This is a genomic window from Vibrio sp. V01_P9A10T6, assembly GCF_963877065.1.
Lineage (GTDB): Bacteria > Pseudomonadota > Gammaproteobacteria > Enterobacterales > Vibrionaceae > Vibrio > Vibrio anguillarum.
Map to the genome: position 1 here is coordinate 25,418 of NZ_CAWNTB010000121.1, position 14,780 is coordinate 40,197.

Below are 14,780 nucleotides of genomic sequence, written 5' to 3' on the forward strand. Positions count from 1 at the left end.
AATAAATGGCAACAAAAACTGCAGATTACATTTGGTTCAACGGTGAAATGGTTCCGTGGGCAAATGCAAACGTTCATGTACTGACACACGCAATGCACTACGGCACCTCGGTGTTTGAAGGTGTGCGTTGTTATAACACTCCTAAAGGTCCAATCGTCTTCCGTCATAAAGAGCACGCTCAACGCCTGAAAGATTCAGCAAAAATTTACCGTTTCCCTATCCCCTATACGATAGAAGAGATCATGGAAGCGACACGTGAAACATTGCGCGTCAATAAACTGGATTCAGCCTACATTCGCCCACTTGGCTTTGTTGGCAACGTTGGCCTTGGCGTTTGCCCACCAGTGAATACTGAAATGGAGTTAATCATTGCCGCCTTCCCTTGGGGTGCTTACTTAGGTGATGAAGCGCTAGAAAATGGTGTGGATGCGATGGTTTCTAGCTGGCATCGCGCTGCGCCAAACACCATTCCAACCGCAGCCAAAGCGGGTGGTAACTATTTATCGTCTCTGCTTGTCGGTGGTGAAGCTCGTCGTCATGGCTATGCCGAAGGTATCGCTTTAAGCGTGGATGGTTATTTATCTGAAGGTGCAGGCGAAAACATTTTCGTCATCAAAAACGGTGTGCTGCTCACGCCACCAACCACCAGCTCCATCTTGCCGGGCATCACGCGTGATTCGATCATGACGCTGGCTAAAGAGATGGGTTACGAAGTACGTGAAGTGAACATTGCGCGTGAAGCTCTCTATCTTGCTGACGAAATTTTTATGACTGGCACCGCCGCCGAAATCGTCCCAGTGCGGAGCGTAGACCAAATTACGGTTGGAGAGGGTAAACGTGGGCCAATCACGAAAGTGATGCAAGAAGCTTACTTTGGCCTATTTAACGGCACCACTGAAGACAAGTGGGGCTGGTTGGATTACGTGTACCCACAACCGAAGTAATAGAGGACGATAGACAATGCCAAAGTATAGATCCGCAACAACGACACACGGACGTAATATGGCTGGAGCGCGCGCATTATGGCGCGCCACTGGCGTCAAAGATGAAGATTTCGGTAAGCCGATTATTGCGGTGGTTAACTCGTTCACTCAATTCGTACCGGGCCACGTGCACCTCAAAGATATGGGTCAATTGGTTGCGGGTGAAATCGAAAAAGCCGGCGGCATCGCCAAAGAATTTAATACCATCGCGGTAGATGACGGTATCGCCATGGGGCATGGCGGCATGCTGTACTCACTACCATCACGCGAGTTGATCGCAGACTCTGTCGAGTACATGGTTAATGCACACTGCGCTGATGCGATGGTCTGCATTTCCAACTGCGACAAAATCACCCCTGGGATGATGATGGCGGCACTGCGCATTAATATTCCCGTTATCTTTGTTTCTGGCGGGCCAATGGAAGCGGGTAAAACCAAGCTTTCTGATCAAATCATCAAACTCGATTTAGTCGATGCGATGATCCAAGGCGCTGACCCTAAAGTCTCCGACGCACAAAGTGAACAAATTGAACGCTCGGCCTGCCCAACCTGTGGTTCTTGTTCTGGCATGTTTACCGCCAACTCAATGAACTGTCTCACCGAAGCGTTGGGACTTTCTCAACCAGGTAATGGTTCGATGTTGGCCACGCATGCCGATCGTGAGGCGCTCTTCATCAACGCAGGTAAACGCATTGTTGAATTAACCAAGCGTTACTACGAGCAAGATGATGCATCTGCCTTACCGCGTAATATTGCCAACAAAGCCGCGTTCGAAAATGCGATGGCACTGGATATTGCGATGGGCGGATCAACCAACACGGTATTGCACCTATTAGCAGGCGCTCAAGAAGGTGAAATCGATTTTGACATGAGTGATATCGACCGCATGTCACGCCGCGTACCTCATCTGTGTAAAGTCGCGCCATCGACTCAAAAATATCACATGGAAGATGTGCACCGCGCGGGTGGCGTGATGGCGATTCTTGGTGAATTGGATCGCGCCGGTCTCATCAACAATCAAACTCGCACCGTGTTGGGTTTATCGATGAAAGAGCAGTTGGCTCAATACGACATCATGCAAACGCAAGATGAAGACGTCTTAACCTTTTTCCGTGCCGGTCCTGCGGGTATTCGTACCACTAAAGCCTTCTCGCAACAATGCCGATGGGATCGCCTCGATGACGATCGCAAAGAAGGCTGTATTCGTACCAAAGAGCATGCTTTTAGCCAAGATGGAGGCCTAGCCGTGCTATCAGGCAACATTGCCGTTGACGGCTGTATTGTCAAGACAGCAGGGGTTGATGAAGGTAGCCTGAAATTTGCAGGCCCAGCCGTGGTCTTTGAAAGCCAAGAAAGTGCCGTTGAAGGTATTTTAGGCGGTAAAGTGAAGGCCGGTGATGTTGTCGTCATCCGCTATGAAGGCCCGAAAGGCGGCCCGGGTATGCAAGAAATGCTTTACCCAACCACGTACCTCAAATCAATGGGGCTAGGCAAAGAGTGCGCGCTACTGACTGACGGTCGTTTCTCTGGGGGCACTTCCGGTTTATCAATTGGTCACGTTTCTCCAGAAGCTGCGAACGGCGGAACGATAGGTTTGGTGAATTCTGGGGATATTATCGCCATCGATATTCCGAACCGCTCCATTACGCTCAACGTTTCAGAAGCTGAACTGGCTGAGCGCCGCGTAAAACAAGACCAGCTCGGTTGGAAGCCTGTCAATCGCCAGCGTGAAGTCTCTTTGGCATTGAAAGCCTACGCAAGTATGGCCACCAGCGCTGATAAAGGGGCTGTTCGAGACAAATCTAAGCTAGAGGGCTAGCGGATGAGCGACTCAGGTAACGCAACTCAAACTGGCGCAGATTATCTGCGCCAGATCCTGCGCGCCCCCGTGTATGACGTCGCAACGGTGACGCCACTGCAGGATATGCCCCGCTTATCGGCGCGCATCAAAAATCGCGTTCAGCTCAAGCGTGAAGATCGCCAGCCTGTGCACTCTTTTAAATTACGCGGCGCTTATAATATGGTGTCGAGTTTATCTGAGGTGCAAAAACAAGCTGGGGTGATTGCCGCGTCAGCAGGCAACCACGCGCAGGGAATGGCTCTGTCGGGAACAAAATTAGGCATTAAAACCACCATTGTGATGCCCAAAACTACCCCTGATATCAAAGTTGAAGCGGTACGCGGTTTTGGCGGTTTGGTGATTTTGCATGGCAACAACTTTGATGAAGCCAAAGCCGAAGCGGAACGCTTGGCTCACGAGCAAGGTTATACGTTTGTCCCACCGTTCGATCACCCACTGGTCATTGCAGGGCAAGGCACGATTGGCATGGAAATGCTGCAACAAAATGGCCACCTTGATTACATTTTTGTACCAGTCGGCGGTGGCGGTTTAGCCGCTGGGGTCGCGGTGCTCATCAAACAGCTGATGCCAGAAATCAAAGTCATTGCGGTTGAACCTGAAGATTCTGCTTGTTTAAAAGCAGCACTCGAGGCAGGTAAACCCGTGGTGCTTGACCAAGTCAGCATGTTTGCCGACGGTGTCGCGGTAAAACGAATTGGTGATGAAACCTTCCGTTTGTGTCAGCAATACATTGATGGCCACATTACGGTATCAAGCGATGAAATCTGCTCGGCGGTTAAAGATATCTTCGAAGACACGCGTGCGATTGCCGAACCTTCTGGAGCGCTTGCTCTGGCTGGTCTGAAGAAATTCGCGGAAAAACATAAGCTGGTGGATAAACAGTTAGGCACCGTACTTTCAGGGGCTAACACCAATTTCCACGGCTTGCGTTACGTGTCGGAGCGATGTGAGCTAGGCGAAAAACGTGAAGGGCTTTTGGCGGTGACCATACCTGAACGTCAAGGCGCGTTTTTTGAGTTTTGTAATATCATTGGCGGTCGCGCGGTCACCGAGTTCAACTATCGCTATAACGATGACAAGCTGGCCAACATTTTCGTCGGTGTACGCCTGTTAAGTGGGCAAGAAGAGCTCGACAACATCATTCACGATTTACGCCAAGGTGGCTACCCTGTGGTGGATCTATCGGATGATGAAATGGCCAAACTGCATGTCCGTTATATGATTGGAGGCAAACCCTCTAAGCCGCTAAAAGAGCGATTATACAGCTTCGAATTTCCGGAATATCCGGGCGCTCTGCTGAAATTTCTCAGCACGCTTGGCACACACTGGAACATTAGCTTGTTTAATTACCGCAATCATGGCGCCGATTATGGCCGCGTATTGTGTGGTTTTGAACTCGAAGAGAGCGATTTAAACCGCTTCTCCGCTCACCTTAGAGAATTGGGTTACCAATGCAAAGATGAGACGGACAATCCTTCATACCAGTTCTTCTTATCCTAAAGCTCAATGCCAGTCCCACGACTGGCATTTTTTATGAGTGATGCATAATACGCATAGAACCAATGCTAAAGTTTCATTTTAGTCATAGTTAATTCAGTACTACACTTAGCGACATCTTATGCTTGCTGTGCCAATCTGGAGATCCGAATGTTTAAAGCGTTAATCCTTAATCAACAAGAAAAAAACACAGTTGCCACCATTGAACAAATCGACGAATCACAATTACCGCAAGGTGAAGTTTTAGTCGCGGTCGATTACTCATCATTGAATTACAAAGATGGTTTAGCCATTACAGGTAAAGGCAAAATCATTCGCAATTTCCCTATGGTACCGGGCATTGATCTTGCGGGAACCGTACTTGAATCCCAAGATACTCGCTACCAAACCGGTGACAAAGTTGTACTAACCGGTTGGGGAGTGGGTGAAAACCATTGGGGTGGTATGGCGCAAAAAGCACGCTTGAAAGCCGATTGGTTAGTGCCACTCGCGCACGGTCTTGATAGCAAAAAAGCGATGATGATTGGCACTGCTGGCTTTACTGCCATGCTTTGCGTGCAAGCCATTTTAGATGCGGGTATTCAACCGGAAAAGGGTGAAATATTGGTGACGGGTGCCAGTGGTGGCGTGGGTTCAGTTGCTGTAACACTATTAGCTAAGCTAGGTTATAAAGTTGCTGCGGTAACCGGTCGTGTTGAACAAAATGGTCCATTGCTAGAAAAACTAGGAGCAAGCCGCGTTATTGATCGCAGCGAATTTGAAGAGCCAGCTCGTCCGCTGGAAAAACAGATTTGGGCTGGCGCGGTCGATACAGTAGGCAGCAAAATGTTAGCCAAAGTGTTAGCCCAAATGGACTACAACAGCACGGTTGCCGCGTGTGGTTTAGCGGGTGGTTTTGATTTGCCCACCACCGTCATGCCGTTCATTTTGCGCAATGTACGCCTGCAAGGTGTCGACTCCGTCTCTTGCCCGCTAGAAAAACGCATGGCAGCATGGGAAAGCTTAGCGAAACTGCTACCTGCAAGCTACTTTGAGCAAGCGTGTGAGGAAATCACCCTCGAACAAACAGCGCAGTACGCTGAAACGATCACCAATGGTCAAGTGACTGGTCGCGTGGTGATTAAGCTTTAAACCATTCATTCATCAAGCTTTGGTCTTACTCAAAGCTTGATGATTTTTATCCCTCTAACTGCATCTCTTCAATACGCTTAGCAATCAACCGACTGCACTCTTGTTTGACGATCTGCCTTAACCATTCTTGGGCAGGAGAATGCTCACATCGCGAGTGCCAAATCATAGAGTAGTCAAACGGCGTAAACTGAAACGGTAACGGCTTCACCACCAATGCGTAACGTTCTGCCACTAAATAGGCCAGATCCGCAGGCACCGTAATAATCAATGGCATGGTATCAACAATCGCTAGCGCAGCTTCTAAATGATAGGCTCTGAGCACCATTTTCCGTTTAGGCTGCCCACTTAATGCTTGTTCAATTAAGGCATTAACACCATCACTGATCGCAATCATCGCATGAGGGTATGTCAGGTAATCCGCTAAAGAGATCTGCCGATTCGCCAACGGATGGTGTTGGGAGAGCAAACAAAGCACACCGACTCGCCCAAGCACCTCACTCATCAATGGTGCTACTGGCGACGTTGGGCGACAAATCGCTAAATCAGCCCCTTCATAAGTCAGTTGATCGGCCAACCTATCATGCTGCAAAGGTAAAAACTCAAACGACACGTTTGGTGCCTCTTGATATATCCTTGGTAAAGCAAACGGTAAGATGGTCTGCATTGCGTAATCTGTCGTGGCAATGGTGAAGGTTTGTTCACATTGCTGGGGGTCAAATTCAACAGGTGAAAGGATTTGACGTAGAGACTCCAATGGCTCGCCTAAGGCGCGATTAAGCTCCAGCGCTTTTTCAGTCGGAATGAGATGCTGACCTTGGCGCGTAAAAAGAGGATCATTGAGCAGATCACGTAACCGACCTAATACACGGCTCATGGCTGACTGGCTAAGATTTAAACGCTGGGCCGCTTTACTGACACTGCTCTCTTCTATCAACACTCTCAGTGCAATCAATAAATTCAGATCGCGACGATAGATATCTTCCAACTCCATGCAATAACCCCACTTTTATCATTGGTAAATAGGCTCAGTGTACGCGTTAGGCAAAAAAAATCCCGCCTTTCAGCGGGGAAGCCCAAGAAAATGGGGATAGTGTCGGAATGTGTTACGTGTCGTATTAGTGCAATGCGTTGATCAATATGTGATGGATTAGTGATTCTGCTCTTCTGAGATGCCTTTCCAAAGATGCATCTCAAGCCAGATTCCAACCAGTGACGCACTGACACCAAAAAGTGGCATCCATGACGTTTCTGCAGGCGTTCGCATCACTAAGGCACAAAATGAGATAAAGCAGAGAACCGAATAAATGGTTAACCTATCAAGCGCTGTTAACATAAGTGCCTCACTAAATTGTTATCAACTTGTTAAGTAAGTTAAAACAAAAAGATCACTTTGCCAAGTGGTTATTGAATATTTTTTCCTCGCCAGTATTATCTACGCCTTGCGATAACATCGATTAGGTTTGAATATGACATTTGATCCGGCACTTGCCACACAAACACTCGAAGCCGAAGGATTGCGCTGTCCCGAGCCTGTAATGATGGTCAGAAAAACCATTCGAACCATGCAAGATGGCGAAATTTTACTAGTGAAAGCCGATGACCCGTCAACCACTCGAGACATTCCCAGTTTTTGCCGCTTTATGGATCATCAGCTAATTGCGGAGAAAGTGGATACATTGCCCTATCTCTATTTGATTAAGAAAGGATTGAATTAAGCCTCGATCTAAGTGATGCGTACGCAAAGAAAAGGTGACCTCAAAAAGGCCGCCTTTTGCTATTAATTCATTAATTCATTGATTCATTGATTCATTGATTCATTGATTCATTGATTCATTGCGCTACACACTACTCATTAAACTCGATGGTGCGGATCTCTGATTGCAGTTTTGTGATCTGCTTTTGCAGGGTTCGAATTTCATCGTGCATCGGGATAATATGCGCGACTCGGATCCAAGATTCCACCATCAAGCCACACAATATGATTGCGCCGGCCACCATGGGTAGCCACATTTCCGTCAGCGCCATACCCAACAACGTCAGCACAAAACCGAACGTAAATAAGTAACTTTGGCTCTTGGCGGTCATTCCCATATAACGTGTCAGCATATGCATTCCCTCTTACTTGCATCATCTAGCGCTACAGTAACATGACCAGTATGGCATAAATTTGTCACTCATCACGCAACCGTAGACGTTGGGCGACAAGTTGAGTAATTAATTGTGTCACGCTCACTCGCCAAATCATTTAATCGATTTGAATTACCAAATCGCCGCACCGATCGCTAATATCAAAAAGAGCACCGCCGTGATTTTACGAATAAGTCCTAGCGGCATTTTATCGGCTGATAATTTTCCAATCAGCACCACAGGTACGTTAGCCAGCAACATACCAATCGTCGTTCCGAGCACCACCCACAGTAGGGCATCGGCATATTGCGCACCAAGAATAGACGTCGCTATTTGGGTTTTATCCCCAATTTCGGCGACAAAAAAGGCGATGAAGCTAGCGACAAAAGGTCCTCGATTGGTAATCTTTTCATCACCGTCGAGTTTGTCTGGAATTAACACCCAACCCGCCATGGCTAAGAAGCTGGCGACCAACACCCACTTAAGGATTTCTGGTGAAAGGTAATCAGCAACGACCACGCCCAGCCAAGCAGCGAGCGCATGGTTAACCATCGTGGCCACAAAAATGGCGGCAATAATAGGTAAAGGTTTACGATAACGACTGGCTAGCAGTAGAGAAAGCAGTTGGGTTTTATCGCCAATTTCAGCTAAGGCGACGGTAGTAATTGAAATAGCTAATACGCTCACGACAGGCTCAATGGGGCGGGATAATTATAATAACCATAGACAAACGCCACTCCCCACCCCGGTTTGTGATGTTTGTCTAAGGTCTTGCTAAGCTAAAATGACTTTAGCCTCGAACGCCACGGTGATTTGGCACCAATTATGTTGACGAACGAACCACTAAGATAAGAAATCTCACCGGTAAGCTACTCCCCAAAGACGGCGCAATTCTAATCAGGCCGAGCGAAAATCTCAAGTTAGAAATCCGCCAAAACCATTCATGTGCAGGAATTTGGCACAATCAATGCGATAAATTCTACTAAAACGGATTTTCGACCATTAATTAAGCAAGATTACCCCTACTCGCTGAGCGAATATCTGGGTATACTTGTCCGTTATTTTCATCCATTCAGACAGAAGAATCGCGCGAACCTGACTATGCAAAAATACGATATCAAAACCTTTCAGGGTATGATCCTCGCGCTGCAGGATTATTGGGCCCAACAAGGCTGTACCATTGTGCAACCATTAGACATGGAAGTTGGTGCAGGAACCTCTCACCCAATGACATGCCTGCGAGCTTTAGGCCCAGAGCCCATTGCAACGGCGTATGTTCAACCCTCTCGTCGTCCAACGGACGGTCGTTATGGTGAAAACCCAAACCGCCTGCAACACTATTACCAATTCCAAGTCATCATCAAACCTTCGCCAGACAACATTCAAGAGTTGTATCTTGGGTCTTTAGAAGTGCTCGGTGTTGACCCACTAGTACACGATATTCGTTTCGTGGAAGATAACTGGGAAAACCCAACCTTAGGTGCTTGGGGTCTTGGCTGGGAAGTGTGGCTAAACGGCATGGAAGTGACTCAATTTACTTACTTCCAACAAGTCGGCGGCCTAGAGTGCAAGCCTGTAACTGGCGAAATCACTTACGGTATTGAGCGTCTTGCCATGTATATTCAAGGCGTGGATTCAGTGTATGACTTAGTCTGGACAGATGGCCCATTAGGTAAAGTCACCTATGGTGACATTTACCATCAAAATGAAGTCGAACAATCCACTTACAACTTCGAACACGCGGATGTTGATTTTCTTTTCACTTTCTTCGACCAGTGCGAAAAAGAGTGTAAGCATCTACTTGAGTTAGAAAAACCGCTGCCACTTCCTGCCTATGAGCGTATTTTGAAAGCGGGCCATGCCTTTAACCTATTGGACGCGCGTAAAGCGATTTCGGTGACAGAACGTCAACGTTACATCCTACGTATCCGTAACCTGACCAAAGCGGTTGCAGAAGCGTACTACGCATCTCGTGAAGCACTTGGCTTCCCTATGTGTAAAAAGGGTGAGGACAAATAAGATGGCAAAAGAATTTCTAATTGAATTAGGCACAGAAGAGCTACCACCAAAACAACTTCGCACTTTGGCTGAAGCGTTTGCGGCTAACTTTGCCGCAGAATTAAAAACTGCTGAACTGGCACACGAAGGCATCAAATGGTTTGCAACCCCTCGCCGTTTAGCACTGAAAGTGACCAACTTGGCCCAAGGTCAAGCGGATAAAGTGGTCGAAAAACGTGGCCCCGCTATTTCTGTTGCTTTTGATGCCGATGGCAATCCAACCAAAGCAGCACAAGGCTGGGCGCGTGGTAACGGCATTACTGTTGAGCAAGCGGATCGCCTAACAACAGAACAAGGTGAATGGCTACTGTTCAAACAGGAAGTCAAAGGCCAAGATGCCAAAGCCATTGTGGTTGAACTTGCCGCCAAAGCGTTAGCAAACTTGCCTATCGCCAAACCCATGCGCTGGGGTGATAAAGAAACACAATTTATCCGCCCAGTAAAAACTCTGACTATTTTGATGGGTGATGAACTGATCGAAGGTGAGATCTTAGGCGTAGCTTCTGCGCGCACCATTCGTGGTCACCGCTTTATGGGCGAAAAAGAGTTCACCATCGATTCAGCAGAACAATACCCTGCGATTTTAGAACAGCGCGGTAAAGTGATCGCCGATTACGATGCGCGTAAAGCGATAATTATTGCGGATGCACAAAAAGCAGCGCTACAGGTTGGCGGTGTTGCCGATCTTGACGATGACTTGGTTGAAGAAGTGACCTCACTGGTTGAATGGCCAGTGGTGCTTACGGCGAAATTTGAAGAAAAATTCCTTAAAGTACCGTCAGAAGCTTTGGTTTACACCATGAAAGGTGACCAAAAATACTTCCCGGTTTATTCTCATCAGATGAGCGACGCGAATAAGCAATTGCTGCCTAACTTTATTTTCGTCTCTAACATCGAGTCGAAAGAGCCTCGCCATGTTATCGAAGGCAACGAGAAAGTCGTTCGTCCACGCTTAGCGGACGCGGAATTCTTCTTTAATACCGATCTCAAAAGCAAATTAGTCGATCGTCTACCACGACTAGAAACCGCGATTTTCCAGCAGCAGTTGGGTACGATTAAAGATAAAACTGACCGTATTACTGAACTGGCTGGTTACATTGCAGAACAGATTGGCGCGGATGTAGAAAAATCAAAACGTGCGGGCTTACTGGCTAAATGCGATTTGATGACCTCCATGGTGTTTGAATTTACCGACACGCAAGGCGTGATGGGTATGCATTATGCTCGCCATGACGGAGAAGCAGAAGAAGTCGCCGTTGCACTAAACGAACAGTACATGCCACGCTTTGCTGGCGATGCTCTGCCAACCAATGGCGTCTCCGCCGCTGTGGCAATCGCAGACAAGCTAGACACCATAGTCGGCATCTTCGGTATTGGCCAAGCGCCAAAAGGCTCGGATCCCTTTGCTCTGCGTCGCGCATCACTGGGTGTACTGCGCATCATCGTTGAATACGGCTATAACTTGGACTTAGTTGACCTCGTAGCAAAAGCGAAATCGCTGTTTGGTGATCGCCTTACTAACGACAACGTTGAGCACGATGTAATTGAGTTTATGCTTGGCCGTTTCCGTGCTTGGTATCAAGATGAAGGTTTTAGCGTCGACATCATCCAAGCGGTACTTGCTCGTCGTCCAACCAAACCAGCTGATTTTGACAAACGTGTTAAAGCAGTTTCCCACTTCCGTGAACTGGAAGCGGCTGAAGCCCTAGCGGCGGCAAACAAGCGTGTCGGTAACATTTTAGCGAAATTTGACGGTGAACTGGCTGCAGAAATCAACCTAACACTTCTTCAAGAAGCGGCCGAAAAAGCCTTAGCGGAAGAAGTGGAAGTGATGACCGAAGCACTAGAACCCGCTTTCGCTACCGGTGATTACCAACAAGCACTGAGCAAGCTGGCAGCACTACGTGAACCTGTTGATGCTTTCTTTGATAATGTCATGGTGATGGCAGACGATGAAGCATTAAAACAAAACCGTTTAACGCTGCTCAACAACTTGCGTAATCTGTTCCTACAAATTGCTGATATTTCACTGCTGCAAAAGTAGTCGCTGATATTTCGGCACACAAATTAATCTATCAAAGCCCAGCGGCCATCCGCTGGGCTTTTTGTTTTATCTGACCGCAGTGTGTTATTTGGCGAAAAATAGTGCTTTGACTCGCAAAAACATTGGGGTATGTTCAAGGATTACTCGATGGGCATGGCATCGTTTCATGCCCCTTTATGCAAGCAAATACAAGAATGAATTAGGCAGTCAGCAATGCAGTTTTCGAAATTTGGTGAAAAATTTAATCAGTATTCCGGTATTACCCAGTTAATGGACGATCTCAATGATGGCCTGCGCACCCCCGGAGCCATTATGCTCGGCGGTGGTAACCCAGCCGCCATTCCCGCCATGATTGACTACTTTCATCAAACCAGTGCTGACATGCTTAGCAGTGGTGAACTGATCGCTGCCCTCGCCAACTATGATGGCCCACAAGGTAAAGATCTGTTCGTTAAATCTCTCGCAAAACTGCTCAAAGAAACCTATGGCTGGGAAATCAGTGAAAAGAACATTAGCTTAACCAATGGCAGCCAGAGTGGATTTTTCTATCTATTTAATCTATTTGCTGGCCAGCAAGCTGATGGTTCACATAAGAAAATTTTACTGCCATTAGCGCCTGAATATATTGGTTATGGTGATGCCGGGATAGATGAAGATATTTTTGTCTCCTATCGCCCAGAAATAGAACTACTCGACAATGGCTTATTCAAATACCACGTGGATTTCGAAACCTTGAGCGTGGATTCGTCGGTAGCCGCCATTTGCGCTTCCCGTCCAACCAATCCGACGGGAAATGTACTCACAGAACAAGAGATCCACAAGCTCGATAAGCTGGCTAGAGAGAACAATATCCCACTGATTATCGACAATGCATACGGCGTTCCATTTCCAAACATCATTTTTGAAGAGATTGAACCCTTTTGGAATGACAACACCATTTTATGCATGAGCCTTTCGAAACTGGGTTTACCCGGTGTGCGCTGCGGTATCGTCATTGCCAACGAAACCATTACCCAAGCATTAACCAACATGAATGGCATCATTAGCTTAGCGCCAGGCAGCATCGGCCCAGCCATTGCTCATCACATGATTGAAAAAGGCGATCTATTAAGGCTCAGTCGCGATGTGATCAAGCTCTTCTACCAGCAGAAATCACAAAGAGCAGTCGAGTTACTCAAGCAAGCCATCAGCGACCCGCGCTTTCGTATCCATAAACCAGAAGGGGCGATCTTTTTATGGCTCTGGTTTGATGAGCTCCCCATCACCACGATGGAACTTTACCAACGTCTAAAAGCCAGAGGAGTATTGATTGTACCGGGTGAATATTTCTTTATTGGTCAACAAGACGATTGGCAACACGCGCATCAGTGTCTGCGCATGAACTACGTGCAAGATGATGAAGCCATGCAAAAGGGCATTCAAATTATTGCTCAAGAAGTGGCATTAGCGTATCAACAGTAATTCATCCTTTCTGCCATGAAAAAGAGCGCCTTTTGGCGCTCTTTCACTACTTTAATGTGGCCAGTAACTTAATTGTTCTCAATTAAGTTTTTACCATTAATCGCAATTTTACGTGGTTGCATCGCTTCAGGTGTTTCACGTTCAAGATCCACGTGTAACAAGCCATTTTCCATTGTGGCTCCGAGCACTTTGACATAGTCGGCCAATTGGAATTTACGTTCAAAATCGCGCTCAGCAATACCTTGGTAGACGTAGTTTTTATTCTCTTCGGGTTTACGTTCACCACGCACAATCAGCGTATTTTCTTGTTGAGTAATCTCAATCTGCTCTTCAGAAAAACCAGCTACCGCCATCGTGATGCGATATTTATTGTCGTCTTGCTGTTCAATATTGTACGGAGGGTAACCCGCAGAGCTATTCTTCGCTGAACTGGATTCCATCATGTTTAATAGACGGTCAAAACCAATTGCGTTGCGGTATAAAGGAGTGAAATCTACTGTTCTCATCATACTATCCTCATCATAAGCAATAGCCTTAGCGCATAGGCGCTAAGCCGTTAGCAGCCATTCTTTCAACATGGAGCTAACAACACATTTAATGATCACAACACAAGGCTCCTCTTAAGAGAGCAAACCTGTGTCGCCATTCCAGAGGTCCTTACGGCATCCTCTTCATTGATAGATATAGGGGCACTAAAATTCTTTTCAAGGATTTTTTGAAAAATTTTTTAGTCCTCGCTAAAGCGAGCAGAAACTAGAAAGAGGACATCAAATCAAACTGATACTTCGTAGGGTTACAAAGCCTTCATTAGCAGGATATAGAGTCAATACAGAGACATAAAAAAGCCTAACGATATCATTAGGCTTTATTTTGCACTTTAACCGATGAAAACTTATTTTATTTTCCGCGTTTTTTCCTTTCTTTAATTACACTGCTTTCTTCCATTTTTTCTTGCTTTAATTTCCGCTTTTCTTTTAGGCTAAGTTGCGCTTTTTTCATATCTTTCTTACTCATAGTAATCTCCTTATTTTAACGAAGAAATTTAATTTACACACGTTAGTGACTTTTCAGGAAGAATATTAACCACTTTATATTCTCGCTCTTTTCCTAAAATATATAATTTAAAACACTCTTGTTCACGTAATCCAAAAATAGAAGCGCCTAAATAAGAGTAAAGTGATACGAGACCATCATTAGGGTTATTCCGCTCACCAAGCACTATAATAATTTGATAAGGTTGACACTTTTCTGTATCAACAAAGCTGACCCTATCTCCAACGTTGACTCGGCGCTCTGCCGTAGAATATCTGGCCAATGATTCTGCTTCTATTCTCTCGAAAAGAGTCAGTAAAATCAGTGGAGACTGATAGGTAACAAATAAGCTTGTTATTATTTTACTTTTAAAAAAAACAAGCAAACGCTTAAATAAGTTGATATTTATTACTCCTTACAATAATTCCAAAAATATATTAGATAATATCCGAAAGTTAGACCTTCGGATTTATTACTGTAAGATAAATAACAAACCCACATCTCCTAAAAAGTAATTAATGAATACTATATCGGCCAAAAAATATAATTCAAGCTCATAAAAACCTCTAAAAACATGGAATAAAAT

General features: G+C 46.1%; 14 protein-coding genes. 8 read left to right on the forward strand and 6 right to left on the reverse strand.

Annotated features, from left to right (window positions below):
* The first annotated feature begins 5 nt into the window (after positions 1–5).
* From ilvE to acuI, 4 genes are all read left to right on the forward strand, one after another.
* The gene (gene ilvE / locus AACQ21_RS06685) at positions 6–944 is read left to right on the forward strand and encodes a branched-chain-amino-acid transaminase (protein WP_010319931.1); all 939 of its coding nucleotides are present in this window, start codon (positions 6–8) and stop codon (positions 942–944) included.
* Between the two features lie 16 nt (positions 945–960).
* Positions 961–2,802 (forward strand): dihydroxy-acid dehydratase, encoded by a 1,842-nt coding sequence (gene ilvD, locus AACQ21_RS06690; protein WP_094125651.1) that lies wholly within the window; start codon positions 961–963, stop codon positions 2,800–2,802.
* A gap of 3 nt (positions 2,803–2,805) precedes the next feature.
* Positions 2,806–4,344: a threonine ammonia-lyase, biosynthetic gene (gene ilvA / locus AACQ21_RS06695; protein ID WP_017046359.1), complete on the forward strand. Its 1,539-nt coding sequence runs from the start codon at positions 2,806–2,808 to the stop codon at positions 4,342–4,344.
* A gap of 147 nt (positions 4,345–4,491) precedes the next feature.
* The gene (gene acuI, locus AACQ21_RS06700) at positions 4,492–5,472 is read left to right on the forward strand and encodes an acrylyl-CoA reductase (NADPH) (protein ID WP_105976473.1); all 981 of its coding nucleotides are present in this window, start codon (positions 4,492–4,494) and stop codon (positions 5,470–5,472) included.
* A 46-nt stretch (positions 5,473–5,518) separates the two neighbouring features.
* On the opposite strand, the gene AACQ21_RS06705 is transcribed toward acuI, so the two are convergent.
* Together AACQ21_RS06705 and AACQ21_RS06710 are read right to left on the reverse strand one after the other, a co-directional pair.
* Complete coding sequence (locus AACQ21_RS06705) at positions 5,519–6,463, reverse strand: LysR family transcriptional regulator (RefSeq protein ID WP_013855564.1); 945 nt, start codon at positions 6,461–6,463, stop codon at positions 5,519–5,521.
* Positions 6,464–6,619: 156 nt separating this feature from the next.
* On the reverse strand, positions 6,620–6,805 hold the full coding sequence (locus tag AACQ21_RS06710) for a hypothetical protein (protein WP_010319936.1): 186 nt from the start codon (positions 6,803–6,805) through the stop codon (positions 6,620–6,622).
* A 133-nt stretch (positions 6,806–6,938) separates the two neighbouring features.
* On the opposite strand from AACQ21_RS06710, the gene tusA reads away from it, so the two are divergent.
* Entirely contained in the window at positions 6,939–7,187 is a 249-nt protein-coding gene (gene tusA / locus AACQ21_RS06715) for a sulfurtransferase TusA (protein WP_105976474.1), read from the forward strand.
* 130 nt (positions 7,188–7,317) lie between these two features.
* On the opposite strand, the gene AACQ21_RS06720 is transcribed toward tusA, so the two are convergent.
* Positions 7,318–7,578 (reverse strand): hypothetical protein, encoded by a 261-nt coding sequence (locus AACQ21_RS06720; RefSeq protein ID WP_010319938.1) that lies wholly within the window; start codon positions 7,576–7,578, stop codon positions 7,318–7,320.
* A gap of 153 nt (positions 7,579–7,731) precedes the next feature.
* Positions 7,732–8,286, reverse strand: coding sequence for a TMEM165/GDT1 family protein (locus tag AACQ21_RS06725; protein WP_017046363.1), 555 nt, complete (start codon positions 8,284–8,286; stop codon positions 7,732–7,734).
* A gap of 414 nt (positions 8,287–8,700) precedes the next feature.
* Here AACQ21_RS06725 and glyQ point away from each other — a divergent pair, with 414 nt between their 5' ends.
* The 3 genes from glyQ to AACQ21_RS06740 all read left to right on the forward strand — a co-directional run bounded on the left by glyQ (position 8,701) and on the right by AACQ21_RS06740 (position 13,162).
* On the forward strand, positions 8,701–9,618 hold the full coding sequence (glyQ, locus tag AACQ21_RS06730; RefSeq protein ID WP_013855568.1) for a glycine--tRNA ligase subunit alpha: 918 nt from the start codon (positions 8,701–8,703) through the stop codon (positions 9,616–9,618).
* A gap of 1 nt (position 9,619) precedes the next feature.
* Positions 9,620–11,701, forward strand: a complete 2,082-nt coding sequence (gene glyS, locus AACQ21_RS06735) for a glycine--tRNA ligase subunit beta (RefSeq protein WP_019281084.1) — start codon at positions 9,620–9,622, stop codon at positions 11,699–11,701.
* A gap of 213 nt (positions 11,702–11,914) precedes the next feature.
* A complete protein-coding gene (locus AACQ21_RS06740; protein ID WP_105976475.1) occupies positions 11,915–13,162 on the forward strand; it encodes a valine--pyruvate transaminase in 1,248 nt (415 codons plus the stop codon).
* A 68-nt stretch (positions 13,163–13,230) separates the two neighbouring features.
* Here AACQ21_RS06740 and AACQ21_RS06745 read toward each other — a convergent pair whose 3' ends face one another.
* Both AACQ21_RS06745 and AACQ21_RS06750 read right to left on the reverse strand, forming a co-directional pair.
* Entirely contained in the window at positions 13,231–13,668 is a 438-nt protein-coding gene (locus AACQ21_RS06745) for an Hsp20 family protein (RefSeq protein ID WP_010319943.1), read from the reverse strand.
* Positions 13,669–14,204: 536 nt separating this feature from the next.
* Entirely contained in the window at positions 14,205–14,477 is a 273-nt protein-coding gene (locus AACQ21_RS06750; protein ID WP_017046366.1) for a GreA/GreB family elongation factor, read from the reverse strand.
* Positions 14,478–14,780 lie beyond the last annotated feature (303 nt).